General features: G+C 70.5%; 32 protein-coding genes. 30 read left to right on the plus strand and 2 right to left on the minus strand.

Annotation, left to right across the window (positions count from 1 at the left end; genetic code table 11):
• Positions 1 to 8: 8 nt before the first annotated feature.
• From AB0F17_RS28740 to AB0F17_RS28750, 3 genes are all read left to right on the plus strand, one after another.
• Entirely contained in the window at positions 9 to 821 is an 813-nt protein-coding gene (locus AB0F17_RS28740) for a hypothetical protein (protein ID WP_358028814.1), read from the plus strand.
• Positions 822 to 827: 6 nt separating this feature from the next.
• Positions 828 to 1346, plus strand: coding sequence for a hypothetical protein (locus AB0F17_RS28745; protein WP_358028817.1), 519 nt, complete (start codon positions 828 to 830; stop codon positions 1344 to 1346).
• A 315-nt stretch (positions 1347 to 1661) separates the two neighbouring features.
• A complete protein-coding gene (locus AB0F17_RS28750; RefSeq protein ID WP_358028820.1) occupies positions 1662 to 2090 on the plus strand; it encodes a DUF4262 domain-containing protein in 429 nt (142 codons plus the stop codon).
• A gap of 34 nt (positions 2091 to 2124) precedes the next feature.
• Here the strand turns inward: AB0F17_RS28750 and AB0F17_RS28755 are convergent, their stop codons facing one another.
• Complete coding sequence (locus AB0F17_RS28755) at positions 2125 to 2619, minus strand: hypothetical protein (RefSeq protein WP_358028823.1); 495 nt, start codon at positions 2617 to 2619, stop codon at positions 2125 to 2127.
• 126 nt (positions 2620 to 2745) lie between these two features.
• On the opposite strand from AB0F17_RS28755, the gene AB0F17_RS28760 reads away from it, so the two are divergent.
• From AB0F17_RS28760 to AB0F17_RS28890, 27 genes are all read left to right on the plus strand, one after another.
• Positions 2746 to 2958, plus strand: a complete 213-nt coding sequence (locus AB0F17_RS28760) for a hypothetical protein (RefSeq protein WP_358028826.1) — start codon at positions 2746 to 2748, stop codon at positions 2956 to 2958.
• A 246-nt stretch (positions 2959 to 3204) separates the two neighbouring features.
• Entirely contained in the window at positions 3205 to 3687 is a 483-nt protein-coding gene (locus AB0F17_RS28765) for a hypothetical protein (RefSeq protein ID WP_358028829.1), read from the plus strand.
• A gap of 136 nt (positions 3688 to 3823) precedes the next feature.
• On the plus strand, positions 3824 to 4279 hold the full coding sequence (locus AB0F17_RS28770) for a hypothetical protein (RefSeq protein ID WP_358028832.1): 456 nt from the start codon (positions 3824 to 3826) through the stop codon (positions 4277 to 4279).
• A 146-nt stretch (positions 4280 to 4425) separates the two neighbouring features.
• Positions 4426 to 4722, plus strand: a complete 297-nt coding sequence (locus AB0F17_RS28775) for a hypothetical protein (RefSeq protein ID WP_358028835.1) — start codon at positions 4426 to 4428, stop codon at positions 4720 to 4722.
• Between the two features lie 61 nt (positions 4723 to 4783).
• A complete protein-coding gene (locus tag AB0F17_RS28780) occupies positions 4784 to 5044 on the plus strand; it encodes a hypothetical protein (protein WP_358028838.1) in 261 nt (86 codons plus the stop codon).
• 1 nt (position 5045) lies between these two features.
• Positions 5046 to 5513: a hypothetical protein gene (locus AB0F17_RS28785; protein ID WP_358028841.1), complete on the plus strand. Its 468-nt coding sequence runs from the start codon at positions 5046 to 5048 to the stop codon at positions 5511 to 5513.
• Between the two features lie 20 nt (positions 5514 to 5533).
• Positions 5534 to 5926: a gamma-glutamylcyclotransferase gene (locus AB0F17_RS28790; protein ID WP_358028844.1), complete on the plus strand. Its 393-nt coding sequence runs from the start codon at positions 5534 to 5536 to the stop codon at positions 5924 to 5926.
• Entirely contained in the window at positions 5923 to 6438 is a 516-nt protein-coding gene (locus AB0F17_RS28795; RefSeq protein WP_358028847.1) for a hypothetical protein, read from the plus strand. Before AB0F17_RS28790 ends, AB0F17_RS28795 begins: the two co-directional genes overlap by 4 nt.
• Positions 6435 to 7025: a hypothetical protein gene (locus AB0F17_RS28800; RefSeq protein ID WP_358028850.1), complete on the plus strand. Its 591-nt coding sequence runs from the start codon at positions 6435 to 6437 to the stop codon at positions 7023 to 7025. Before AB0F17_RS28795 ends, AB0F17_RS28800 begins: the two co-directional genes overlap by 4 nt.
• Positions 7026 to 7083: 58 nt before the next feature.
• Complete coding sequence (locus AB0F17_RS28805; RefSeq protein ID WP_358028853.1) at positions 7084 to 10971, plus strand: hypothetical protein; 3888 nt, start codon at positions 7084 to 7086, stop codon at positions 10969 to 10971.
• Positions 10972 to 10984: 13 nt separating this feature from the next.
• Positions 10985 to 12307, plus strand: a complete 1323-nt coding sequence (locus AB0F17_RS28810) for a hypothetical protein (protein WP_358028856.1) — start codon at positions 10985 to 10987, stop codon at positions 12305 to 12307.
• A 2-nt stretch (positions 12308 to 12309) separates the two neighbouring features.
• Complete coding sequence (locus AB0F17_RS28815; protein WP_358028858.1) at positions 12310 to 13344, plus strand: hypothetical protein; 1035 nt, start codon at positions 12310 to 12312, stop codon at positions 13342 to 13344.
• 5 nt (positions 13345 to 13349) lie between these two features.
• Entirely contained in the window at positions 13350 to 13547 is a 198-nt protein-coding gene (locus AB0F17_RS28820) for a hypothetical protein (protein ID WP_358028860.1), read from the plus strand.
• Between the two features lie 83 nt (positions 13548 to 13630).
• Entirely contained in the window at positions 13631 to 13864 is a 234-nt protein-coding gene (locus AB0F17_RS28825) for a hypothetical protein (RefSeq protein WP_358028862.1), read from the plus strand.
• A 295-nt stretch (positions 13865 to 14159) separates the two neighbouring features.
• Positions 14160 to 15242, plus strand: a complete 1083-nt coding sequence (locus tag AB0F17_RS28830) for a hypothetical protein (RefSeq protein WP_358028865.1) — start codon at positions 14160 to 14162, stop codon at positions 15240 to 15242.
• A 14-nt stretch (positions 15243 to 15256) separates the two neighbouring features.
• On the plus strand, positions 15257 to 15649 hold the full coding sequence (locus AB0F17_RS28835) for a hypothetical protein (protein WP_358028867.1): 393 nt from the start codon (positions 15257 to 15259) through the stop codon (positions 15647 to 15649).
• A 1-nt stretch (position 15650) separates the two neighbouring features.
• Positions 15651 to 16253: a hypothetical protein gene (locus AB0F17_RS28840; protein WP_358028869.1), complete on the plus strand. Its 603-nt coding sequence runs from the start codon at positions 15651 to 15653 to the stop codon at positions 16251 to 16253.
• 11 nt (positions 16254 to 16264) lie between these two features.
• Positions 16265 to 16552, plus strand: coding sequence for a hypothetical protein (locus tag AB0F17_RS28845; protein ID WP_358028871.1), 288 nt, complete (start codon positions 16265 to 16267; stop codon positions 16550 to 16552).
• Positions 16549 to 16806 carry a hypothetical protein gene (locus AB0F17_RS28850; protein WP_358028873.1) on the plus strand — a complete coding sequence of 86 codons (258 nt, stop codon included), beginning with the start codon at positions 16549 to 16551 and terminating at the stop codon, positions 16804 to 16806. The genes AB0F17_RS28845 and AB0F17_RS28850 overlap by 4 nt, the downstream gene beginning before the upstream one ends.
• Positions 16807 to 16816: 10 nt before the next feature.
• Complete coding sequence (locus AB0F17_RS28855; protein ID WP_358028875.1) at positions 16817 to 17590, plus strand: N-acetylmuramoyl-L-alanine amidase; 774 nt, start codon at positions 16817 to 16819, stop codon at positions 17588 to 17590.
• 231 nt (positions 17591 to 17821) lie between these two features.
• On the plus strand, positions 17822 to 18301 hold the full coding sequence (locus AB0F17_RS28860) for a hypothetical protein (RefSeq protein ID WP_358028878.1): 480 nt from the start codon (positions 17822 to 17824) through the stop codon (positions 18299 to 18301).
• Between the two features lie 120 nt (positions 18302 to 18421).
• Entirely contained in the window at positions 18422 to 19858 is a 1437-nt protein-coding gene (locus AB0F17_RS28865) for a hypothetical protein (RefSeq protein WP_358028881.1), read from the plus strand.
• A 1-nt stretch (position 19859) separates the two neighbouring features.
• Entirely contained in the window at positions 19860 to 20735 is an 876-nt protein-coding gene (locus AB0F17_RS28870) for a hypothetical protein (protein WP_358028884.1), read from the plus strand.
• Between the two features lie 84 nt (positions 20736 to 20819).
• A complete protein-coding gene (locus tag AB0F17_RS28875) occupies positions 20820 to 21644 on the plus strand; it encodes a DNA adenine methylase (RefSeq protein WP_358028887.1) in 825 nt (274 codons plus the stop codon).
• A gap of 381 nt (positions 21645 to 22025) precedes the next feature.
• Complete coding sequence (locus AB0F17_RS28880) at positions 22026 to 23078, plus strand: hypothetical protein (protein WP_358028890.1); 1053 nt, start codon at positions 22026 to 22028, stop codon at positions 23076 to 23078.
• Positions 23075 to 23461, plus strand: a complete 387-nt coding sequence (locus tag AB0F17_RS28885) for a hypothetical protein (protein WP_358028893.1) — start codon at positions 23075 to 23077, stop codon at positions 23459 to 23461. The genes AB0F17_RS28880 and AB0F17_RS28885 overlap by 4 nt, the downstream gene beginning before the upstream one ends.
• Before the next feature lie 69 nt (positions 23462 to 23530).
• Positions 23531 to 23767 (plus strand): hypothetical protein, encoded by a 237-nt coding sequence (locus tag AB0F17_RS28890; protein WP_358028895.1) that lies wholly within the window; start codon positions 23531 to 23533, stop codon positions 23765 to 23767.
• Here the strand turns inward: AB0F17_RS28890 and AB0F17_RS28895 are convergent.
• Positions 23764 to 24024, minus strand: coding sequence for a hypothetical protein (locus AB0F17_RS28895; RefSeq protein ID WP_358028897.1), 261 nt, complete (start codon positions 24022 to 24024; stop codon positions 23764 to 23766). The two genes, AB0F17_RS28890 and AB0F17_RS28895, sit on opposite strands and share 4 nt — an antisense overlap.
• Between the last annotated feature and the right edge of the window lie 142 nt (positions 24025 to 24166).

Below are 24166 nucleotides of genomic sequence, written 5' to 3' on the forward strand. Positions count from 1 at the left end.
GGGGCCGCGTGACGATCCGTACGACCCCGTGCGGTTGGACCCTCGACACGAGCTGCTGCATCGCGTGGCCGGACCTGACGCCCGCGCAGCAGGCGTTCGCGACGTCGGTCGCGACCGAGATCGTGTGGCGGCTGTCGGGCTACCGGTTCGGCCTGTGTGAAACGACCGTCAGGCCGTGCCGCCTGCCCTGCACCTCGACGTCGTACGCGCCCGCCTGGCCCATCTCGGGGCCGCTTGGGGCGGCGTTCACGCCCGTTCTCGACGGCGGGCAGTGGCTGAACCTGGCGTGCGGTCGCTGCCCCGGCGATTGCTCGTGCGCGACGCTGTGCGAGGTGATCCTGCCGGGCCCCGTCGACTCGATCGCCGAGGTCCTGCTTGACGGCGCGGTCGTCGATCCCGGCGATTACCTCGTGCTCGATCACCGCGCCCTCGTCGCCCGATCGGACTCGGGCGAGTGCTGGCCCATGTGCCAAGACCTCAGCTTGCCAGACAGCGAGGTCGGGACGTTCAGCGTGCGGTACCTGCAGGGAATCCCGATTCCGCCGGGCGGCATCGCCGCCGCCTCGGCCCTGGCGTGCGAGTTCGGCAAGTCGTGCGCGAACCTGTCGGGCTGCCGCCTGCCCCGGCGGGTGCAGTCACTCACCCGCGAGGGCGTGCGGCTCGACTTCCTCGACCCGATGAACTTCCTCGACGACGGGCTGACCGGGCTATACGAGGTCGACCTGTGGATTCGGGCGGTCAACCCCGGCGGCCTGGCGCGCGGCGCCCGCGTGTACAGCCCGGATCGGCGACGGCCGCGCACCGTGACGAGCGGCGGGTGAGCGGCCGTGCCTGACACGACGGCGCTGCCTCTGGCGCAGGCGCTGCTGTCGTGCCTGTGCGCCGAGCTGGGCGAGACGGTCGGCGGACCGGTGTGTTACTGCTGCCTGTCGCCCGGCCCCGAACCGATGGATTGCGGGCAGGGCCCCGAGGGCGAGGGAACCGCGTGGGTGCGGGTCGTGCGGACGTTCCCGACGACGGCGAAGTTCCCCGTACCGGCCAACGACCCGAACCGGTGCGTGACCGGCCTGTACGCGGTCGAGCTGGAACTCGGCGTGTTCCGGTGCGTGAGCGTCATGGACGACGACGGCGTGCCGCCGAGCTGCGAGCAGCGCACCGCGGATACCGAGAAGATCCTCGACGACGCCGCGGCGATGCGCCGGGCCGTCGTGTGCTGTTTCATCACCAAGGGGCGGCAGGCGATCGTCGGCGAGTGGCGCAGCCGGGGGCCCGATGGCGGGTGCGCCGGGGGCGCGATGACGGTCACGGTCGAGGCCGGCGACTGCTGCCCTCCGGCCGAGCCCTGACGTTCCACGTTCGACCGTCACAATCATGTATGCCGGCGTAGCATCGGGGGCGGATCGCACGCCACACCCCGAACCCCCGGCGAACTTCCCAGGCTCTACCGGGGGCGTACCGAACGTCAGGCGCTCGCCGAGGTCGACATCGGCTCGCCGGGCTAATAGGGAAAGCTCGACGTCTGGGGGCCCGATCCTGCAGGCCGCGGAGTCTCTCGCACCGCGGCGCAAGAGGAACGGCCGAGACCCCGCCGGCGAGAGACAGGGCCCCGCAGTGCGCGCGTGCTGCGGGGTCTCCTGTTTCCCGGCCCTTACTCTGCCGTCATGACGCAGCGCCGTGACCTGCCCGTTCCCCTGCTCGACACGGCGGCCGCCCTGCGGCGCCGCCGGGAGAACGAGGCGGCGGCATACCTGTCGCGGGCCCGGCGGATGATCGCCGATCGCGGGTGGCTCGTGCAGTCCGAGACCGGTCTGCCCCGGCCGCTGTCGTACACGGCGGGCCTGTCGCTGCGGAATCTGCCCGAGCTGCTCGTCGTGGGCGTGGCCGAGCGCGAGGCGGCCGAACTGCTGAACGCGACGGCGAAAGTCATGATCGAGTCGCCTGTGCGGTTCACGGTCGGCTCCGAGCTGGACGTCAAGGTCGGCAGCGCGCCGCCGCGCCGGGCGCACACGGTCATTCACGAGGGGAACCTGCAGTACCTCGCGCTCGTGCTGTACGGGCCGCAGCCGTGTATCGAGATCGTGCTCGACTGACGGCAGACGCAGAGTGCGGCCTGGCCGGGCTGCTCTAGGGCTGACGGGTGAGTGTTGGAACGATCCCGGCGGCCGCCAGGCGGCCGCCGAGTGCGTCGAGGATGACGGCCCCCATCATGATGCCGCCCTCGTCGAGGTCGCTTTCGCGCACCTGGACCAGGGCCGGCCAGTCGAGGGCAGGCCCGATCATCAGGGCCGCGCACCCGGCGTCGACCGCGCGGTCAGCCCATCCCATCGGCGACGCCTTGCGCACCCCGAACACGAGCGGGTCGGCGAACGCCGGCCACAGCACCGACATGAGCGGGGCGGGGTCGCCGGGCCCGAGCCGGTCGAACAGCAACTGCCACCCGACGCCCGAGGGGCCGATGCCGCGCCCGGGGCGGAAACGGGGCAGCCCGTTGTTCAAGGCCATACGGGCGAACAGCGACTCGAACCATTCGCCCGGCGGCGTCGAGACGTAGAGCAGCGGAATTTTCTCGTCGCCGAGGTACAGGGATCGGGTTTTGACTTCCGTCACGGGTGCTCGCATGGCCGCCATGATGCCCGGCCGGGCGGGCCCGGCGCGGCGATATCCAGGGGCGTTCTGTCGGCCTTGGTGGTTACCCTGCTTGTAAGTAACGACTTGCAATGACTCTCCGCACAGGAGGGGGCCGACATGGGGATGCGCTGCCCGTTCCCTGCGTGCGAGTGCACGCATCACATCTGCGTCGCCGGGTGGATCGACTACACCGACAAGGGCGGGCGAGATCGGGCGATCCCGTGCCGTCAGTGCCGCCCTGAGGTGTCGGCCGCACTGCGCTCGATCTGGCACACCCGAGACCAGGCGCAGGCGCGGCTGCGCGGCGGCGGGCGGTCGCGTCGCAGGTGACGACGCGGTAACGATGCGTAGCTTATGAGTGACACGGTTGCATGATCAGCCCTACATGTGTAGTGTTCATCACGCAACATCAGCCCGTGGAAAGGTGATCAAGATGACGAACCCCGGAACTTCCTGGGCGGCCCCGACCAGCAAGGTTCCCGCCGTTCAGTGGGGCTGACAGACGGCGGGGCCCCGACTCTCGTCGGGGCCCCGCCCCCGCCGTCGGAACGTCACCACGACCCGAGAAAGGCAACCATGATCGACATCAAGCCCCTGGATTTCCCCGCCTACGGGGACCGCATCACCCTGACCCGCTACAGCGAGGGCTCGGCCCACACGGGCGACCTCGCGAACCCGGAACTCGTCGCGACCGGCACCGTCATCGAGACCCCGCGCAGCGGCTCGGCCTTCCTGATGATCGAGACCGACCGGCCCGCCGAGGGCGCGCTGTCCTACAGCCCGACCGACCCCGAAGAGTGGTCGATCACACCCGAGCGCATCACCCTGTCGCCCCGCGCCCTATGGCAGTGGACGATCGAGCCCGCCAAGCCCGAGGCCGCCGTCATCACGGCGGTTGTCGACCTGCGCGGCGTGCCCGTCGAGCAGATCGAGCTCGTGCTGCGCGGCTCGCTGCGGCAGATGGGCTGCACGCTGATCCCCCACACGTTCGGGCCCGACGTCGATACCGTCGCTGACTGCGCGGGTGTCGACAAGGTTCTCGCGATCGAGATCGTCTGACCTGACCGCAGAGCGCCCTGCGACAGCCCTGCAGGGCGCTCTACGGCCGCTACTCCCCGCGCCCGACCGATCACCCCCTGCGGCCGCTGGCCAGCCGCGTACGGCCCCCAGAGGGCCGGGAAGGACTCCAACCCCCATGCGCCACCTGATCGCCGCCGTAGCGGCCGCTCTGTCCCTCACCGCCTGCGGCTCGGCGACCACCGCCCCCGCAGCCGCCCCCGCAACCGCACCTGCCACCCCCGCCGCCGCGACGACACCGGCCTCGCCGTGCGCGGCCGCCTCGGCGACCGTCGCCCCGTTCCGCGACCGCGCGCGGGCCGCATGGCTCGACAACCTCGCCGACCCGGCCGCCATGAAGCGTCAGCTCAAGGCGCTGGCCGCCGACGCGAGCGACGCGTTCGCCTCACCCGCGTGGAAGACCGCTTTCGCCGAGTGCAAGACGGGCGGCGGCTGGGGCGACGTGGGCGAACTGATGATGTGGAACGTCGACATCTCGCTCGCCGCGCTCGGCATCGAGACAGCCACCAAATCCCCCGAGTCGATCATGCGGGATCTCGCCGCCCGACTCGACCGCGCCGTCATCCTCAACTGATCAAGAAAGGTAGTCGCCCATGTCCGATTCTGTACACCCCGACGACCCGTACGAGCCCGGCCCCGACGAGGGCCCGTTCTAACCGGAAGGATCACGATGCTTTCCTCGCATACCGCCGAGACCTCGACCGCCACCATGAGGCAGGCATGACCGCCCGGCCCGAGGACCGTGCGGGTCTGGCGCTGCTGCAGGCCGCTTACGAGCGATGGGCGACCATGCCTGACATCACGCTGCAGATGAACCGCCGCGACGCCTACGCGCTCATGTGCGGCATGCAGTATCTGAGGCGGCACCCCGACATGACGCCTGCCTTGCTCGACTCGTTCGAGCGGGTCGGCCGGGCCGCGCAGCAGGCCGCCTGCGATGACGCCGAGCTGTACACCATGGCCGAACTCGGATGGTCTTCGGCGCACGACGTCGACCAGGACGTCGACCCGAACTGACGCAACGCGCCGTACGGCCCGCTTCCCCTGGTGGGGGGCGGGCCGTACCTATGTTCGAGGCATGGCACAGATGACAGTGAGAGCGGCCGCGCGGGTACTCGGCCTGCAGCACGGCCAGGTCGTCACCTACGAGGAGACGGCCCTGCTGCGCAGGCTGGTCGACGGCGGCAAGCTGGTCGACGTGACCCCGCCAGCCCCCGAGCCCGAGCCGGTCGAGGCGGCAGCGGCCGAGGGAGTCGACCATGGCGAGGCGGCGAGCCGGGCCAAGCACCCCGCGTTCCGGCACCGCCCCACGGCGACCGGGCTGCCCGAGGACGGCTGACATGGCGCGGGTGCGGGTGCGGCTCAATCAGGCGGCGTACCGGGAACTCGTCAACGGCCCGGCCGGGCCCGTGGTGCGGCAGGCCGAGCGCATCGGCCGCCGTACGGTCAACCAGGCCAAGAAGAACGTGAAGGTCGACGACGGCCACCTGCGCACCTCGATCGACCACAACGTGACCGTGTTCCCCGGCAGGGTCGTGATGCGCGCGGGCAGCCCGCTCGACTACGGCCTGTACTTGCACGAGGGCACCGGCCTGTACGGGCCCAAGCGGCGGGTCATCCGACCGTTGAACCCGGCCAAGACGAAAGCGCTGCGGTTCGAGGTCAAGGGGACCGGGCGCGGCGGGCGGGGTCTGGCCAAGGGGAACCGGCCGGTCGTGTTCGCGAAGTTCGTGCGCGGCATCAAGCCTGATAAGTGGCTGGTCAGGGCTTTCCGCGACGCCTGCCCTTACCCTGTGCGGGAACGCTGATCACAACCCCCGGAGCGACCATGAACAACCTCCTGATGTACCTGACCGGCGGCGGCATGAAGGGCGGGAATCTGCATCACCTGCTCGACGGCGCGACGTTCGTCGACACCGTGGCGACCGAGCCGCGCTATCGGCTGTGGTCGGTGCGCGACGAGTTCCCCGGCCTGCAGGCGGTCGAGGGCGGGGCCGTGGTGCTCGGCGAGCTGTATCAGGTGACGTACGAGATCCTCGACCGGCTGCTCGCCGCCGAGCCCGCCGAACTCGAACTCGGTGTCGTGCACCTGGTGACGGGGTTCGGGTCGCTCGCGATGTTCATGCGTTCCGAGGCGCTGGCCGCGCCGGGCCTGACGGATATCAGCGACTTCGGCGGGTGGCGGGCCTACCGCGCCCGCCTCGACAAGGGGGACGTATGACGACAGCCGCAGTGACCAAGAGGCCGCGCCGTGCGAGGGAGGCCGAGCCGGTCGACGTCGACCAGGCGGGCGAGGAGTTCGACGAGGAGGCCGGGACGATCGAGCCGACCCGTGTGATCCCGCCCGAGCTGCGGTTCACGACCGAGGACCTCGCCGACGAGGACGTGCCCGACGAGGCCGACCGGTCGATCGAGTTCGACCTCGACGGGTTCGTCGGCACGATCGTCGCGCCGCACAAGCTTGAGGAAGTGCTCGCGCAGCTCATGGAGGCCGGGGCCCGCCGCGCCTCGACGGCTGATGCGCTGTTCGCCGGCCGCCGCTTCCTTGAGCGGGTGCTGTCAGCTGACACCCTTGATCATTTGCAGCGGCGCCTCGACGACGATCTCGACCCGTTCCGGATCTCCCATCTGTACGACATCCTGGAAAAGGTCGTGAAGATCCTCAATAAGAAGCTTGAGGAAGAGAACCGGGCCCGCGGGGGCCGCCCGGCCAGGCGCCGCCGGGGCAGGTGAGCGTGCGGGTTGAGGCGTGGCGGGCGGCCCTGCATGGGCCGCCCCGCTCGTTCGCCCTCGACGGCGAGGCGTTCCCCGTCACGGGCTCGTGGTCGTGCCTGCTCGACCGGCTGCGGTTCGAGGCGTGGCAGCGCGACGTGCTGTACGACCTGGTCGACGACGCCTCGGCCGGCTACCTCGACGACCGGCTCGACGACCCCGGCGACTCGCTGACGCTGCGGCAGATGCGGCGGGTGGCCGAGGGCCTGGTCGAGGCGGCGACCGGGCGCCGCTGGTGGGTGGCGCAGAAGCTCATCGCGTCCGTAGCCGACCAGTGGGCTGACCTCGACGGCGCGCTGCTGCTGCGCGGCGTCGACCTGGCCGCCCTGGCCGCCGAGTCGCCGGCGCGGGTGTGCAACCTGATGCACGGGCTACTCGTCGAGGGCAGGGATACGCGCGAGCGCGACGTGTTCGACTTCAAGCTGCGGCAGCCGCCGCCGTGGGTCGACGTGCGCCAAGTCGAGATCATGTCGGCCGAGGAACAGGGCGCGGCGTACATGGCCGCCATGGGCGGCGTGAGACGAGGCGGGCCGGTCTCCGGCCCTTAGCCTGATAACTGCTGCTGGTGAGGGGGCCGGGCAACCCATCTGTACGAGGGGTGCCCCGTTGTCCGAGCAGCCACTAGCGTCGAGCCGGGTCGAGCTGTCGATCGACTTTGACGATCTCGACGAGGAACTGCAGCGCGACCTCAAGAAGCGCATGCAGCGGGTCGCCAAGGACGCCGAGAAGACCCTCGACAAGATCCCCCAGGCAAGCCGCAAGGCCGGTAAGGCCGTCGCCGACGACCTCGGCAACGGCGCCGACCGGGCGGCCGCCAAGGTCAAGCGGGCGGCCGCCGCCATCGAGGGGGCCCTCGACGACGCCGCCGAGGCCGGCGGCCGTGTAGGGGATGAGGTCGCAGACGGCGCCGACCGCGCCGCGGCGTCGCTGCGGCGCCTGTCGCAGGCTGGGCAGGGCTCGCTGTTCGACATTGACGAGTCGGGCGGGTTCGTCGAGGTGCGGCAGCAGATCGAGGCCGTTCAGGGGGCGCTGTTCGACCTCGACACGGTCGAGATCGATCGGGTCGAGCAGGTGGCCGATCGGGCCGCGACGACGCTGCGCGGCCGCCTGGTCCCGGCCGCGGAGCAGGCCAGCGATGCGATCGCCTCGATCGGCGGCCGCGGGGGCGGCGGGGCCGGGCTCGACGACCTCGGCGACCAGGTCGCCGACTTCGGCAAGAAGGCCGACCGGTCGGGCGTCTCGCTGAACAAGTACACGGGCCGCCTGGGGCTGCTCGCCTCGGCGATCGCGTTCGCCGCGGGCGCGGCGCCGCTGCTGGTCGCTGCCGGGGCTGGGATCGCCGCGACGGCCGCGCTCGCGGTCGGGCCGATCCGCGACGTCATCAAGGGGACGACCGATCTCGCGGATCGGTGGGACGGGCTGACGAGGGCTCAGCGGCAGGCCGTCGTGTCGACGAGGCAGCTCATCACGCAGTACAAGGCCGTGAGTGCGGCCGTCGAGCCGTCCACGTTGCGGCTGTACAACGCCGCGGTGTCGGAGACGATCCGGCTGCTGCCCCGGCTGCGGCCGCTCGCCGAGACCACATCCGAGGCGCTGATCAGGTCGACGCAGACGATCGGGCAGGGGTTCGATTCCCCGCGCGCCCGGGAGTTCTTCGCCTTCCTGGAGCGGTCGGCGGGCCCGGCGGTCGACGCGTTGACCGACCTCATGCTCGACCTCGGCGCGGCGCTGGCCTCGACGGTCGAGGCCCTGGCGCCGCTCGGCGGGTCGGTGGTCGGCCTGGTCGGCGTGCTGCTGCGGCTGCTGACCGTTCTGAACGACGTCAGCCCTGTGTTGGCGCAGCTCGTCGTGACGGCGATCGCGCTGCGCACGCCGCTCGCGGCCGCGAGCGGCCTGCTCGGCAGCGGCGCTAAGAAGGTGGCCGGGTTCGCTACCTCGGCCGGCAAGGCGGCGGGGGCGGCCCGGCTGCTGAACGTGGTCGCCGGGGCGGGCCCGAACCTGTACGTCGCCGCCGGGATCGCGATCGCGTTTTTCGCGATCAAGGCACTCAACGCCAAGTCGGCGATTGACTCGACGATCAACTCGATCAACGGGATCAACAACGCGACCGGCAACAACATCAAGGGGTACGAGGCGGCGAACAAGGCGCTCTCCGCCAAGCTGATTCCCGCGCAGCAGCGGCTCGCGGCCGCCTCGCGCGAGGTGACGCGCGACGCCTCGCAGATGAACCTGCAGATGCTGCAGGGCGCCCTCGCGGCAAACGACTTCGTGCAGGTGCCGATCGAGGCCGCCATGGCGCGCAACAGCGAGGCGATCAAGCGCGTGACGTCGGCCGCGCAGCAGCTCGTCAACGCCGGGTTCGCGCCGAGCATCGAGTCGGCGACCAGGCTCGCCACGGCCGCCGGGGTCGACTTGTCCAAGGCGCTCGATGAGAACGGCACGATCTCGGCGTCGGCGGCCGCTCGGATCGCGACCTATTCGGCGTCGGTGGCCACGGCCAAAGACACGACGATCGTGCTCGCCGACGCCTGGTCGCGCGCCAAAGATGAGGCGCTCGGGCTGACGCTGCAGACGCAGGCGCTGCAGGAAGCGTTCGACCGGTTCCTGAACCCCTCGCTCGCGGTGCTCGATGCGACGAACCGGCTCAAGGAAGTGCAGAACGAGATTAACGCGGCGTTCAAGAAGGGGAACCTCACCAGCCTGCAGCGGCAGCAGTTCCTGTCGAAAGAGGTCACGGCGCTGCGCGACAAGCTCGTCGCCGAGCAGCGCGCCAAGGGCAGCACGGCCGAGACCACGGCCGAGACGCTCAAGCTGCTGCCCGCCCTGTCGCGTTTGGCCGGCAACAGCAAGGCGGGGCAGGCCGCCGTGTTCGCCCTGGCGCGCAGCCTCGATGGTGCCCGTGAGGACGCCAAGGGGGCTATCACGGTCGTCGATCGGCTCGGCAACCGGATCAAGGTGTTGCCCAATGGCAAGGTCATCAAGTTGAAGGCCGTCGCCGACACCTCGCCCGCCGAGTCGGCCGTTCAGCGGCTGATCAAGAACAGCAGCGGCAAGGTCATCGACGTTTTCGTACGCGTCAACGGCGGCCTGCAGGCCCACGCCGGGGCAACAGGCGGGCGATTCGATGCCGTGCGCGGGTTCCAGCGGTTCGCGGGTGGCGGCGGCATCTCGGGCCGACTCAGCGGGCCGGGAACGGGCACGTCCGACTCGATCCTCGCGCGCCTGTCGAACGGAGAGTTCGTCGTCAACGCCGCGGCCACCAAGCGGCACGAGCGGCTGCTACAGGCGATCAACAGCAATCGTTTCGCCTCGGGCGGGCTGGTCGGCGCGCTCCCCCGGTTCGCGCTCGGCGGGCCTGTGCAGCGCGCCCCCAAGGTCGACATCTCCGCTCTGCTCGGGGCGGCCCTGGCGGCCGGCCTGACGGGAAACCGGCGGGCCCTGGCCGCCGAGCTGGAGCGGCAGCGCAAGAACCTCGAAAAGCGGATCTTGGCGATCGCGCAGACCGTCGGCGTCGGGTTCGTCAAGAACATCACCGGCAGCCCATCGGAGATCGGCCGCGCGTTCACGTCCCTCGAAAGGCAGATCAGCAGGGCGTTCTCGGGGATCAAGACGAAGGTCGACGATCTGCTGATCAAGCGGCTTGAGGTCCTGAACGGGCGCCTGTCGACGCTGGCCAAGCAGCGCGACAAGATCACGGCGGCGATCGAGAATGCGCAGCAGCTCGCCACCTCGACGACCGACCAGGCGCGCACGTTCGCCGGCCTGTCGGGGTTCAGCGACGACGAGCGGGCGAGCGGGGCCTCGATCGAGAAGACGCTGCGCGACCGGCTCGCCAAGATCCGCCAATTCGCCCGCGACATTCAGGCCCTGGCCGGGCGGGGCCTGTCCAAGAGCCTGCTGCGGCAGATCATCGAGGGCGGGCCCGAGGAGGGCGGCGCCCTGGCGGCGACGCTGCGGAAGACGTCCAAGACCGCGCTGTTCCAGATCAACAAGACGCAGGCGCAGATCGACGCCGCGACGCGCAACCTCGGCCGCGACTCGGCCGACCTGCTGTTCGACGCCGGGCGGCAGGCGTCCAAGGGGTTCCTGACCGGGCTGCAGGCCGACCGCAAGAAGATCATCGCTTTGATGACCGAGATCGCCGAGTCGGTGTCGCTGACCGTCCGCAAGACCCTGAAGATCAAGAGCCCGTCACGGGTGCTCGACAAGGACGCCGAGAACACGATGCTCGGCTACATCCGGGGCCTGCAGCGGCTGCGCGCCCGAGTGCAGGCCGAGATCGCCGACACCGTACGGCCCGACCGGCAGGTCGAACGGGCGGCCGCGCTGCTGCCGCCGCGCGCCTCGGCCCTGACCGGCGGCCGCGGCGCGGCAGCCACGACCGGCACGGCGCGCTCGACCACGATCAACCAGACGAACAACATCAACAACGTCACGGACCCGCGCGCCGTGGTCGACATCATCGAGGGCCGCCTCGTCGCGGCCCTCCGATAGAGGGGGGCCGGCCATGGCCGCGCACGACTATCTCTGCCTGGCGGGCGTCGAGATCGCCAACTCCTGCCGGGCGACCAACTACGCCCGGCAGGGCCTCAAGCCGCACACGATGACCGTGAACGACTGCTGCTGCCCGGACCTGGCCGCGATGCTCGGCGACCAGGATTACCGGCGCCCGGACCTCGACGCGAACGTGCCGTGGGTTGACCCGGCCGAGCCCGAGTCGTATGAGTTCGGCGGGCTGCTCGTCAGCAGCATCACGGGTCTCGACGTGGCGCCGGTCGAGCGCAGCCGTACCGACCGGCTCGGCGACGGCGCGCTGATCGGCCGCCGCCGCCTCGGCCCGCGCACGATCGTCGTCCGCGGCCTGCTGCTCGGGTCGACGTGCTGCGGCATCGACTACGGCCTGCGCTGGCTCGCCTCGGCCCTCGACGGATCGCTCGCGTGCGGCACGAGCACGTGCGGCGGCGACGACCTGACATACCTCGCCTGCTGCCCCGAGGCGTGCGAGGACAGCCCGGAGTTCGAGACGTATCAGGAATGCCTGACGCCGCACCTGCGCACCCTGCGCGAGGTCGCCCTGATCGACGGCCCGAACGTCGTGTCGGAGATCGGCGGCGGCTGCAACTGCTGTACCGAGTGCCCGGCGAAAGAGGTCGAGTTCACGCTGCTCGCCGGGCGGCCGCACGCGCTGCGCCAACCGGTCACGGTGGCCACTGAACAGACGTGGGACCCCCTGGCCGTCACTCCGTGTATCGAGTGGTCGACCGACCCCGACTGCTTGAGTGAGGCCGAGGAGTGCGAGGCGCAGGAGGCGACGCCGTGCCCCCTCGACCCGGCCTGCCCGCCGGCCGTGGTGCCCGAGATCCCGATGCCGTCCAACCCGTGCAACTGCGATCCCCTCGCCGGGCGCAGCCGGTTGTGTATCGAGGTGCCCGCGGGGACGGCGCCGATCTGGGCTGACGCCGTCCCGATCATCGTGATCAAGGCGGGCCCGAACGGGCCCCTGCGCAGCGTGCGTATCCGCATGTACGCCAACCCGCTGAACCGGACGATCGAGCAGCTCGGCGAGTGCGGGTTCTGCGCCGAGGTCAACGTGTCGTTCGTTCCCGCCTCGGCGACGTACACCCTCGACGGGACGACCCGGCGCTCGATCGTGGCCTGCCCCGGCCGGGCCGAGACCTCGGGCGGCAGCGTGACGTTCGGGCCGCAGGGCGGGCCGCTGATCTGGCCGGTCCTTGAGTGCGGCATCCCGTACCTTGTCTGCGTCGAGGCCGACGCCGACACCATCACCGGGGCGACGGTCGCCCTGCAGACCGTCGTCAGGGAGCGCTGACCATGGCCGAACTCGGATGCCCCGACGGCTACACCGTGGCGTTGTTCGACCGCGGCGGCCGCGCGCAGCAGGGCGAGCTGTTCAACGCGGCGTCGCTCACCTGGTCGCGGGTCCTCGACGACACCAGCGAGGCGCAGGTCGTCGTGCCCTACCAGGGGCCCGACTGCTGCGATCTGCTCGGCGAGGCGTGGCCGTGGTGCAACGAGATCGGGCTGTACCGCGACGAGCTGCTCGTGTGGCAGGGCCCGATCGAGACGATCGTGTACGGCCGCGAGCAGACGACGATCACCGCCAAAGACATCACGGCGTGGCTGTCGCACCGCGTGATCCGCACGCTGATCGACTACTCGGCGACCGGGCTCGGGGCGGCCGACCTGACGACGATCGCCGAGACGCTCGTGCGCCAGGCCCTCGCGGTCGACGACCCCAACATCGAGCAATACCTGCTCTTGGTGATGAGCGGGGTCACGGGCGAGCGCAAGTACCCGGCCAACGGCTCGTACGTGTACGACGAACTCGCCGAGTTGGCGCGCACCGGGATCGACTTCACGACGATCGGGCGGCGGCTGATCATCGCGGGCGAGGTGCCGATCGCCCGGCTGTCAGGCCTGATCGACGAGCATTTCGCGGGCGAGCTGCAGGTCGTGAAAGACGGCCGGCTGTCGGCGACGGCCGCCGTGGTGGTGGGCAAGAACGTCACCGGAACCGCGGGCGGGGTCGGGACGTGCGGCCTGCTCGAAACGCTGGCCACCGAGCAGGAGATCCTCGACCAGCCCTCGGCGACGGCCGAGGCCGAGTCGATCGTGCAGGCCGGGACGTTCCCGATCACGCTGCAGGTGCCCGACGGGTCGCTGCTCGACCCGTCTGCGCCGGTCGGGATCAACGAGCTGATACCCGGCGTGATCATCCCGGTGACGTCGTCCGAGACGTGTTACGAACTGGCCGCCGATCTGCGGTTGAAGCGCCTGCAGGTGTCGTTCGACACCGAGGGCGAGCGCGTCGCCGTCTCCCTCGTTCCCGTCGGCGTAGAAGGGTAGGGCCCATGCCCAAGAGGACGATCAAGCCGCAGACCGACCGCGAGGTGATCCGTGATCTCGACGACCGGCTGCGGCGTCTGGAGACCAGGCCGTACGTGCAGGTCGGCGTGCCGCCGAACGCATTCGTGCTGCAGGTAGACGACGCCGGGCAGCTCGTCGCGACGTCGTCGGCGGGCACGGTGACCGTCCTGGCGCTACCCTGACACTGTGGGAAGGCCTTCAGCCCGTGGAGCGACAGACTGTAAGTAACCCGATCGCAAAGGATGATCTTGCTACGCTTTGGTACATGGAGCCTGACGGAGCGTTGCGGCTTGAGAACTCGCGAGTTGTGCACCTCGCGGGGACGAGCACCGATCACCGCGGCGACGAGCTGCCCGCCGCGGCCTGTCACGTCGGCGTCGCCGGGTGGGACGCCCGGCGCATGCACGCCTCGAACGCGCCGGTCACCTGTTGCCGCTGCCTGCGCCTACTCGCCGCCCGGCAGATCCCCGCGAGGATCGCTCAGACGGCCCTGTTCTAGCGATCAGCTCGTCGTACACCTCGCATGAGCAGCCGGCCGGGCAGCGTTCGTCGTCGCGCTCGCGGTTCGCGTGCACCAGCAGCAGGGCTAGGACCCCGGCCGACAGGACGACGACGGCCCATAGGCCGATCATGAGCGCGTGCACGCCTCGATCGTAGGGCCGCCCCGTACCCTGAACGGTGAATGCCGCTGGTGAGGGGGCCGGGCTGAACCCACGATCATGGGGGATGCCGTGGCGCGCTGCGGATGCTCTAACACGTGTTCGTGCTCGGTGACCGCCGGGCCGGGCGTAACGGTGACCGGCGTCGGGTCGACGACCGACCCGTATGTCGTCTCGGCCTCGGCCGGGGCGTTCAACGCGAGCGATACCTCGACCGTCGACCACACGCTGACCGGCTCGGGCACGCTCGCCGATCCGTACATCCTGACCTCGACCGTCAAGGTCTCACCGACGGCCGTCGGGAACCTGATCACGACCCTCGGTGACGGCCTGGCCGTCACGTGCGAGAGCGTGCAGGACTGCGTCGGGCAGGCCCTCGACGACGGCCTGATCTATGACGACGCCGCGAATCAGATGCGCGTGCGCCTGTCGACGGACGCCGGGAATCAAACGATCTTCGGGACGGACGGCGGCGTCTACACGGCCGCCGGGGGCGGCGGCGGCGGCCTGACCTCGGTCGCCACGACCGATACGAACTGCATCGACTTCAGCGGGAACGGCACGGTCGTTCAGCCGTTGTCGGCCGTGCCGATCATCGCGCCCGTGGCCGGGAACCTGTTGTCGTGTGCGGCTGGGGGCCTGCGGGCGCTGCTGACGGTCGGCGCGTGCGGCCTGACCGGCACCGGGGCCGTGGGCAGCCCGCTCGCGGTCAACACGGGCGCGTGGCCGTACCCCTGCAGCGTCGATACGTTCGGCGGGGTCGTGGCCTGTGACGCGACGGGCCGCCTGCGGTCCGAGCCCCGTGGCATGGCAAGCTTTTTCAGCTTCACCGAGGCCCGTGCCTACGCTGATTTGGCCGTGCCTGCCGGTTTCGATCAGCCGGGCGACTCGTTCGCCACGGCGACCGCCAACCCGGACACCTGCCGTTCGGCCCTCGTGGTGGTCGAGCGCGAGGCTGACGTCGATTTCATCCTGCCCGCGACGGCCGGCGCGGCCTACGGGCACAGCACCGACGAGACGTATTACACCCGCAATACGGGCACCACGACGATCAACGACGCCCACGTGCAGACGACCAAGGCGTTCGCCCTGGGCGCCATGGCCGCGCCTGGCGCGGCGATCCCGCTCACGTTCGACGTGACCCTCGGCCGGGGCACCGGCGGCGCGACCTACAACCGGATTCAGGTGTTCATCCGAGCCCTGATGATCAGCCTGTGAGCAGGGGGGAACCGATGGGGAAGACCAAGGCCGCGCACGCCGAGCTGACCGACGAGCAGCGGGCGCAGATCGAGTACGACGAGGCCGTCGCCGCGGCCGCGCTGCGCGGCGCGAAGGCACCCGGCGAGGCCACGGTGCACTACGTGCTGTACGAGGACGGCTCGGCCGGGCGGATCACCACGAGCGGCCTCGGCCTCGGCGAGCTGGCCAAGCCGGGCCGTGAGGTCACGCAGGCCGAGTACGAGACCGCTGTCGCCGAGCTGCACGCCGTGCGCGGCGAGCACCTCGACGAGCTGCAGGCGGCCGACGAGGCCCGGCTGCGCCGCCATTATGAGGCGCTGATCGGTGTCGGCGTGGCCGCCGACGTCGCCGGCGAGATGTCCGGCTACACCCCCGCGGGGGTGTGACATGGCAGTGTGCGTTGACGAGGGGTTTCAGGTCGACGAGCTCGGCCGCCTGTCGCACAAGCTGTGCGGCGACCCGGCCGATACCGCTTGGCCGTACACGTGCGCGTCGTCGGTCGGCAACCCGCTGCGGCTCGACCCGGCGTGCGGCCTGTGGGTGCCGCCCTCGGCGAAAGCGAGCACGACGTTCGCCGATGGGCAGACCTCGACGACGCTGCACACGGTGCCGGTCGCCGACGTCGAGGTCGAGACGGCCGACATCGTGGTGCAGAACCCATCGCCGTGCTTGTCGGCGATCGTGATCAGGTGGGTCAACGTGGATGTGACGTGGCGGCTGCCGCCGGGCACCGACTCGCGCGGTGCCGCCTCGATCGACGGCAACTCGTTCCAGTTGATCGAGAACCCGGCGCCGCCGGGGGCCGAGAACGGTACCGAGATGACCGATGTGCATTGGGAGTTCACGCAGCCCCTGATCGGCGGCGGCACGATTCCGCCCGGCGGGGCGCTGCTGTACTCGGCGTCGATCGCCGTCGGCAACGGTCAGGGCGGCGCGCAGTACGGGCAGATCAGGTGGACCGTGCGGGCACTCGCGCTCGCCATGCCGTGAGAGGGGCGGATGTGGATCACTACTTTCGGCGGCCCGACGGGCAGGTCGTACGACGCAGCCGGGCCGTGGCCGACGGCGAGATCAGCGAGCGGCCGCCGCCCGCGCCGGCGGGTGCTGTGGAGATCTCGGCCGAGGAAGGGATCGCGGCGTTCGCGGCGGCGGCCGAGGGGGTCGAGCAGGTGAGGTCGGCCGACCGCGCCGCGGCGAACGAGGCTCGCTGCGGCGTGTACGACGAGGCCATCGATCTGGGGTTCAGCGAGGCGGCTGCCTCGGCGATCTCCGGGTACCGGCCGGCGTGAACGAGGACCTGCCGGGGCGGCTCGCCGTGCTCGCCGCCCGGCAGGCCGATGACCACGAGCGGGTGAGCGACCACGAGGTGCGGCTGCGCCTGGTCGAGACGGCCGTCGTGTCGCTGTCAGCGCTGCCGCAGATCGTGACGGACCTCGAACAGCGGCAGCGGTCCGACGAGAAGTACCGGTACGCGCTGCCGCTGTCGGCGTTCGGCGCCGGGGCGGGCCTGGTCGCGACGCTCGTCGCGATGTTCGTCAAATAGAGGGGGAACCGTGGTCGACCTGGTCTCGCGCAAGGAATGGGACGCCCGCCCGCCCGAGCTGGTGACCCGGCTGCAGCACGCCCCGGCCGGGGTGAAGGTGCACTATCTCGCCGGCAAGGTCTCGCCGGGCCTGGTCGACGACCACGGCCTGTGCGTCGACCTCGTGCAGGAGGTGCAGCACTGGCACATGGATGACAACGGGTGGAACGACACCGCGTACTCGGGCCTGGTCTGTCCGCACCGGAAAGTGTTCGTCGGTCGCGGGCCGTGGGCGCTGCCCGCGGCCAACGGCGAGGGCCTCAACAGCGAGCACTACGCGCTCGCGTGCCTGCTCGGCGACAAGGGGCTGACGACGCCGCCCGACGGCATGCTGCTCGGCCTGGCCGATGGCATCCGGTGGCTAAGGTGCGAGGGCGGGGCGGGCGACGACATCGCCGGCCACCGCGACGGGTACGACACCGGCTGCCCGGGCGAGCCGCTGTACGCCGTGGTGAAGCGTTGGCGGCGCGAGGGCCTGCCCCTGCTGCCGGGCCCTGTGCGGCCGCCGTCGGTGCCGCCGTTCGCGCGGGTGCTGGCCTATCCGCCGATCATGCGGGGGGCCGACGTGCGGATGTGGCAGGCGCAGATGCGGCACCGGGGGTGGAACATCGCGGTCGACGGCGCGTTCGGGCCGCAGTCGCAGATGATCGCGGCCGAGTTCGCCGAGCGGAAGGGGATTGGTCAGGCGGGCGGGCGGGTGACCTGGCCCGTGTGGGATGCGGCCTGGTCGCTGCCGATCACGTAGGGCCGGCGCATGACGAGGGGGCCCCGACTTCGCGCGTCGGGGCCCCCTCGTCTGCCGCACAGGTGCCCGTGGAAAGTTCACCCTTTCGGCTTAGGCCGGCGGCGAATCTCCGCCTTCCACAGTCCGCGAGCATACCCGGCCGCCGGGTTCCTCGCGTGATGATCCTCATGGGTGTAGCGGTCATCACGCAAACCCTGTAGTGTTCATCATGCACGCCGCGAGTGAGGGGAGGTGGACATGATAAGCGGTGAAATCGACACGACCACGGTGCGGCTGATCGGCCTCGGCGGGATCGTTGACCTGTGGAAACAGCCCCGGCCGACGGTCTATAGCAAGTGGGCCCGCGGCAAGCTGACGGACCCCGATTGGGTCGTCGCGGTGCCCGCCGGCAAGAGCCTGAACGATGGGGTTCCGGTGTGGCTCGCCGGCAGGTTCACCGACGAGCCCGACGTGATCGACGAGAGCGTCGTCGCGAACCTGCCGCGATTGGTCGGCATGGATGAGATCGCTGTCTGCATGGATGTGCAGCGCAGAACGGTCGAGGCCATGCGCAGCAGGGGGCGGCAGGACGTTGCCGCGCCCGAGCCGTACGACCGGATCGGCAAGACGCCCGTATGGTGGGCGGCCGCTTGGAAGGACTTCGCGCGTCTGACCGGCCGGCCGTTCGACCTGAACCGACTGATCAAGCTCGATCGAGAACGCAGAAAGTAAGCATCACACCAGGTCATCCGCGATTCGTCGTGGGTGACTCATAGCCTCGGCTGTCATGGTCACGTTCGAGCGCGACTAGGCACCTAGGCCGCACAAGTCCCGTGGAAAGGATCATCAAGAATGCAGACCCTCAAGACCCGCCCGCCGACGTGCGTCGTGCCCTGGCCGCTGATCTTGGTCGAGGGCGGCGAGAAGTCCGGCAAGAGCTGGATGTTCGCCGAGCTGTCGGCCTCGCCGAGGGTGGGCCGCTGCGTGTGGCTCGACGCCGGGGAAGGCTCGGCCGACGAGTACGGCGACGCGATCACGGGCGAGATCACGTACGAGGTGATCGAGCACAACGGGTCGTGGGCCGAGATCATCGGGCAGGTACAGGCCGCGCACACCGAGGCCAAGCAGGCCCGCGCGGCGGGCAAGCCGCCCGTGTGCCTCGGGATCGACTCCATGACCCTGCTGTGGGAGATGCTCAAGGATTGGGCGGGTGCCCGCGCGGCGCAGTCGGAGTCGAACAAGCGCCGCCTGAAGGCCGACCCGACCGCCGAGATCAAGATCCCTAACCACATCTGGAACGACGTACACGCCCGTTGGCGCAAGCTGATGCGGCTGCTCATGACGTTCGAGGGCATCGCGGTCGTCACCGCGCGGGGCAAGGAAACGATCAAGATCGACAAGGCGACGGGCGAGCCCGTGCCTAAGCAGTTCGATTACAAGGTCGAGGCGCAGAGAAACCTGCAGTTCGACGCGACCGTATGGGTCCGCCTCTCCCGTGACGCGCACCCGCAGATCGTCGGCGCACGGTCCAAGCACCTGCGCATCCGGTACGGCAAGGATGAGGCGCGCGTCGTCGAGGGCATGACCCTCGAACACCTCGTGTTCGAGGGCCTGCGCTGCAGCATGGCCTCGCAGCCGCGCGACCTCGTACAGCTCGGCCGCGAGCGGCTGCCCGAGGAGATCCGCGACGAGGCCCTCGCCACCACCGACCGCGACGACCTGCTCGGCCTGCTCGCCGAGGCGTCGCACCCGCAGTTCGCAGGCGTCGCCGTCGAGAACGAGAACGGCGACGAGGAACTGCTCGTCGACCTGATCACCCGGCACGGCATCGAGGTGACCGGCGGCAAGAAGCCCGCCGCGCAGCAGGGGCGCCCCGCCTCGGCGCGGCCGCCCCTCAACCCCGACAACCGGTTCTACCGGGAGAAGCAGGCCCGCGCCGCGCAGGACGTGCCCGCCGCCCCCGACTCGGCCGGCGGCCCGGCCGACGAGCCCGCCCCCGCCGAGCTGCTCGACCGGCTCGGCGCGGCGCTGACCGCCTGCGGGTCGACATCGGCGCCCGCGCAGCTCGCCGTCGCCGCCGCGCTGGTCGGCCGCAAGCTGCGCCGCCCCGAGGACCTGACCCGCGCCGAGGCGGTCAAGGTCGGCCGCGCCGCGCAGGCGGCCCTCGCCACGGCCAAGACCGAGAGCAAGGCCCCCCGAGACGTCCTGTCCGCCATGGTCGGGCAGGCCCTCAAGCAGCGCCAGGCGGCCCCGGCCGCACAGCCCGCCACGCCCGGAAAGGCAGCCTGACATGACCGTGTGGACTCCCGAGATGGGCCCCGGCGGCTCGGCCGACGACTTCGGGTTCGGCGACCTCGACGACGAGACGGCCGCGCTGCTCGCGGCCGCCGCCGAGCAGGCCCCCGACCAGGAAGAACAGCAGCCCGATTCGGCGGCCGCCGACGAGCCGCAGGGCCCCGCCGAGGCGGCCGCCGAGCAGGAAGACCAGCCCGAGCCCGAGGCGGCCGAGCCGACCCCCGAGGCGCCCGCGCGCACCGCGCCCGACGTCGAGAGCGTGCGCGAGGCGGCCGAGGAGATCGCCATGCTCGACGCCCTCAAGTCGTGGGTTGAAGGCGAACTGAAGATCGCCAAGGCCAAGCACGCCCCCATGCACGCCGACGCTGCCAACGTCGGCGGGTCCAAGACGATCCCGCTCAAGCTCGACGGCGTCAAGATCGGCACGTACAACATCGCCGAGCCGACGATCAAGACCGTTTGGGACGACGAGGCTGTGCTCGCCTACGCCGAGGCCAACAGCCCGCAGAACGTGTACGAGACGGTCGACGGCACCACGGCCGCGCGGTACGACGACGTCGCCGAGTTCATCCGGCTCACGCACCCCGAGCTGATCAAGCGCGAGGTGCGGCCGGCGTTCCTGACCACGCTCGTCGACCAGCTCGACGACGAGTGCCGCCTGCTCGACGAGAAGACGGGCGAGCTGGTCACCCTGGCCAAGCGGCTGCCGGTCGAGTCGGACGGGTCGGGCCGCTGCGGGTGGGTCCGCCCCAAGGGCAAGCCAACCGGACGCGAGCAGCTCATCGCCGCGTGGCGCAGCGGGAAGTTCAAGCCGCGCGGGGCCCTGGCCAACCCGGCCGAACCGGCCCCGGCCGAGTCCGACGCTAAATAATCTGCCGCCTCGGCGGCCGCCGAGCCCGCGCTCTGGCGGCCGCCCCGCTCCTGCAAGCGCTACCCCCGAGGATGTAATCCGGTCATGTCGCTTCCCCCGCCGATGCCTTACTACGGGTCCAAAGGCACTCTGGCGCCCCGCATTGCGGCCCTGCTGCCTGCCCATCAACACTATGTCGAGCCGTATGGCGGCAGCCTCGCGGTACTACTGGCCAAGAAGCCCAGCGAGCAGGAGACGGTCAACGATCTGTCACGCGATCTCATGATCTTCTGGCGGGTCCTTCGCGACCGCCCTGCCGAATTGGCCCGCGTCTGCGCCTTGACCCCGCACAGCCGGGCCGAGCATGACGCTGCCTTCGAGCCCGCTCCTGCCGGCGATGAGATAGAAACCGCACGCCGCGTCTGGATCCGCCTCACCCAAGGCCGCTCCAACGCTCTGTACTGTCGCACGGGTTGGCGCTACCAGGTCGCCGCGAACGGGCTGTCGCTCCCGGGCTACCTCGACGCCTATCGCGACCGGCTCATCCCCGCGGCCGAGCGCCTCGCTGGTGTCTCCCTCGAATGCCTGCCCGCTCTCGATGTCATCGCTCGCTATGGCGCCGATGCCGGTGTCGCGTTCTACGTCGACCCTCCGTATGCGGCCAAAACGCGGAACAGCAGCCACTATCTGCACGAGATGAAGACCGACGACCAGCACCGCGAGCTCGCCCACGCGCTCAACGCCACCGCCGCGGCGGTGCTCCTGTCCGGCTACCACTCCCCGCTCTACGACGAGCTGTACGCCGGCTGGAACGTCCAGGAGATCCGAACCACTAACACCCAGGCCGGCGCCGCCTCGACGAGGGTCGAAGTCCTGTGGTCCAACCGGTCATTCCCGAACGTCGCCCCCTGTCTGTTCGAGCAGATCTAGATCATCCGAGAAGGGGCGCGACTTGCCCGCGTCCCTTCTCGGCATGCCCGCGGGGCCTCGGCGCCATTCCGGACACGATGCCCTTAGATCCCCGCCTTAGATGATGTACACGGAGTAGGGTTCCTGGTCAGGACATCTGATCGCGTTGTCAGCGTTCCCCGCCTGACCGGGGCCGCGATGCGCGGCCAAAGTCCCCCAAACATAAATAAGGCCCCTCACCCGGTGGCGACCGGGTTCGGGGCCAAAGCAGCAGACCAGTCTTGAAGGGACCGGTGGTCTACGTGCCGATTCTACCCTTGGCGTACCCGGCGACACAGGCGTTCGCGGTACACAAATCTGCCCAAGCTAACCCCCAGGTCGCGACCCCCATCAGGGGTGCCCGTGGCTGAGCGCGCCGCCGACGATCGCATCGAGATCAGCCGCCCGAGGAACGGGCGCGACCTGTGGTCGCAGATGTACCACGAGGTCTACGACGACCCCCGCCTCGACCGCAACGCGCACACCGTGTACATGGTGCTGATCCGGTACATCGACTTCACCTCGCGCACGACCCGCGAGGACGAGGTCATGTCGCGCGCCGAGCTGGCCAAGGCGGCGCACATCTCGGTCGACACGTTCGACCGGGGCCTGAACAAGCTGATCGAGTGCGGGTACGTCGAGAAGTTCTGCGAGTACGACCCCGCGACCAAGACGTATGGGAAATCTCGGTACGTAGTGTTCGACGAGCGGGGCACCCGAGAGGCCCGTCAGCGTGAGATCGCGGCAAAGGCCGAGTCATCCGATGACCCCCGAAACAGCAGGTCAGACCTAGCCGCTACCAGCGGCCAGGGGGGTAGCCGCAAAGAGCGGCCAGGGGGTAGCCGCTCACAGCGGCCAGGGCAGACCGGCACAGATCCGGCAGGGGTGGCCGCTCACAGCGGCCAGGGTGGCCGCTCACAGCGGCCAGGGGTGGCCGCTGTGAGCGGTCGTACTACTTCTATAGAGAGAGAAGCTTTTAGAGAGACAGGAGAGAACCCCTCCCCCTCCCCCCTCGCCGCGGACACGACCACGCCGAGCGGGCCGGGGTCCGAGGGGGAGGGGGAGGATTCCCCGATCCTCGAACTCGTGGCAGAGGTTCGCGCCCTGAGAGCCGGATGGGGCACGCGCTCGATCGTCCGAGTCCTGACGCACACCGACATAGCCGAGCGGCCGTGGCCGGTCGTGCGGCGGGCGATGCTCGCCGTCGCCGCCGACCCCGCCTCGCAGGCCCCCGGCCGTCTGCTCGCCGATGGGCCGTGGTGGAACCTGCCCGACCCCGCCGCCTCGTCGACCGCATCGTCGACCGGTTGGTGCGGCGAGTGCCGCGAGTCGACCCGCCGGGTCGAGCACCCCGACACCGGCGCCGACCTCGGCCCGTGCCCTGATTGCCACTACAGCCACAGGGCGGCGTCGTGATCCCGTTCGACCGCGAGCTGTCGCGCTGCAAGTGGCCTGACAACGGGTGCGGCCGCCGCATCTTCTGGACGATCACCGAGAGCGGCGCGCGGCAGGCCCTCGATGCCAAGCCGCACGACGAGGGGTCGGTCGCCGCATATCGCAGCGCGCCGCGCACATGGTCGTCGAGGGTCATCACCAAGGCCGGCGCCCTGCCCCCGTACCCGCACGAGGGCCTGTTCCGGCCGCACGCCGAGACCTGCCCCAAGCTGCGGGCCCGCTCGGCGGCGGCCGCCGAGGCGGCGACGCCCGAGATCCCCGGCCTGTTGCCCGGCGCGATCGTGGTCGACTTCGCGGCCGCGCGCCGCCGGCGAGCTGCGACGGCCAGATCGCGGCCGCCCTGATGTCGCGCCGCGCAAAGAGCCGGGCCCGCCCCCTACTCCCGGGGGGCGGGCCCGTTCTACGTTCCGGACATGGACGACGAGGAGAGGACGGCCCCGCGGCTGCCGTGGTGGGGCCTCATCATGTGCGTGATCTTGGTGGGTCACGTGTGGATGCCGTACGACCGGCCGGGCGAGCGGGTCGAGATCCGGTGCGACGACTGCGGCCGCCTGTGGCGGCGGCGGGCGCGGCGGCGACGGGTCGAGGGCCGGGGGCCGCGCGCCGTGGTGCTCGCCTGGCTGCTCGCCGCCGGACTCGTCGAGTGCTAGCCGAACCGCACGGCCAGGTTGGCGCCCGGCACGAGGCGCGTCAGCACGCCGGTTTCGATCCACTCGACGTCAGCCGCAGACAGGCCGCCGGGCGGCAGCTTGATCAGCGCGACGTCGAACGGCTCGGCGACGGGGGTGTGCAGCGTGACCTCGCGGGCGTACGTGATCGCCTCGTCGGTTCCGAGCCGCTCGCCGATACACGTCATGGCGAGGTCGTGCGCGGCCGTGCGGGTGCGGGCGATGGCAAGAAGTCTCATGCGCTGATCGTCTCGCGCGGGATTGTCGCTCGCGCAGGATTATTGACGCAGCAACAAAAACCTCGAGATGCTGGAGCCCCAACTACAGGGGCCGAGTCCGAGACATCCCCTCTGACCGCTCCGCCCCCGAACGCCCCTGTTT

The sequence above is a fragment of the Nonomuraea sp. NPDC026600 genome (genome assembly GCF_040638335.1).
Lineage (GTDB): Bacteria > Actinomycetota > Actinomycetes > Streptosporangiales > Streptosporangiaceae > Nonomuraea.

Excerpts from the sequence above, each read along its gene's own strand:
- AB0F17_RS28810 (WP_358028856.1), top strand. The coding sequence starts at position 10,985 with ATGGCCGCGCACGACTATCTCTGCCTGGCGGGCGTCGAGATCGCCAAC.
- AB0F17_RS28825 (WP_358028862.1), top strand. The coding sequence starts at position 13,631 with ATGGAGCCTGACGGAGCGTTGCGGCTTGAGAACTCGCGAGTTGTGCAC.
- AB0F17_RS28815 (WP_358028858.1), top strand. The coding sequence starts at position 12,310 with ATGGCCGAACTCGGATGCCCCGACGGCTACACCGTGGCGTTGTTCGAC.
- AB0F17_RS28760 (WP_358028826.1), top strand. The coding sequence starts at position 2,746 with ATGGGGATGCGCTGCCCGTTCCCTGCGTGCGAGTGCACGCATCACATC.
- AB0F17_RS28895 (WP_358028897.1), bottom strand. The coding sequence starts at position 24,024 with ATGAGACTTCTTGCCATCGCCCGCACCCGCACGGCCGCGCACGACCTC.
- AB0F17_RS28780 (WP_358028838.1), top strand. The coding sequence starts at position 4,784 with ATGGCACAGATGACAGTGAGAGCGGCCGCGCGGGTACTCGGCCTGCAG.
- AB0F17_RS28770 (WP_358028832.1), top strand. The coding sequence starts at position 3,824 with ATGCGCCACCTGATCGCCGCCGTAGCGGCCGCTCTGTCCCTCACCGCC.
- AB0F17_RS28785 (WP_358028841.1), top strand. The coding sequence starts at position 5,046 with ATGGCGCGGGTGCGGGTGCGGCTCAATCAGGCGGCGTACCGGGAACTC.
- AB0F17_RS28820 (WP_358028860.1), top strand. The coding sequence starts at position 13,350 with ATGCCCAAGAGGACGATCAAGCCGCAGACCGACCGCGAGGTGATCCGT.
- AB0F17_RS28865 (WP_358028881.1), top strand. The coding sequence starts at position 18,422 with ATGCAGACCCTCAAGACCCGCCCGCCGACGTGCGTCGTGCCCTGGCCG.
- AB0F17_RS28870 (WP_358028884.1), top strand. The coding sequence starts at position 19,860 with ATGACCGTGTGGACTCCCGAGATGGGCCCCGGCGGCTCGGCCGACGAC.
- AB0F17_RS28840 (WP_358028869.1), top strand. The coding sequence starts at position 15,651 with ATGGCAGTGTGCGTTGACGAGGGGTTTCAGGTCGACGAGCTCGGCCGC.
- AB0F17_RS28755 (WP_358028823.1), bottom strand. The coding sequence starts at position 2,619 with ATGCGAGCACCCGTGACGGAAGTCAAAACCCGATCCCTGTACCTCGGC.
- AB0F17_RS28795 (WP_358028847.1), top strand. The coding sequence starts at position 5,923 with ATGACGACAGCCGCAGTGACCAAGAGGCCGCGCCGTGCGAGGGAGGCC.
- AB0F17_RS28835 (WP_358028867.1), top strand. The coding sequence starts at position 15,257 with ATGGGGAAGACCAAGGCCGCGCACGCCGAGCTGACCGACGAGCAGCGG.
- AB0F17_RS28765 (WP_358028829.1), top strand. The coding sequence starts at position 3,205 with ATGATCGACATCAAGCCCCTGGATTTCCCCGCCTACGGGGACCGCATC.
- AB0F17_RS28750 (WP_358028820.1), top strand. The coding sequence starts at position 1,662 with ATGACGCAGCGCCGTGACCTGCCCGTTCCCCTGCTCGACACGGCGGCC.
- AB0F17_RS28790 (WP_358028844.1), top strand. The coding sequence starts at position 5,534 with ATGAACAACCTCCTGATGTACCTGACCGGCGGCGGCATGAAGGGCGGG.
- AB0F17_RS28890 (WP_358028895.1), top strand. The coding sequence starts at position 23,531 with ATGGACGACGAGGAGAGGACGGCCCCGCGGCTGCCGTGGTGGGGCCTC.
- AB0F17_RS28875 (WP_358028887.1), top strand. The coding sequence starts at position 20,820 with ATGTCGCTTCCCCCGCCGATGCCTTACTACGGGTCCAAAGGCACTCTG.
- AB0F17_RS28775 (WP_358028835.1), top strand. The coding sequence starts at position 4,426 with ATGACCGCCCGGCCCGAGGACCGTGCGGGTCTGGCGCTGCTGCAGGCC.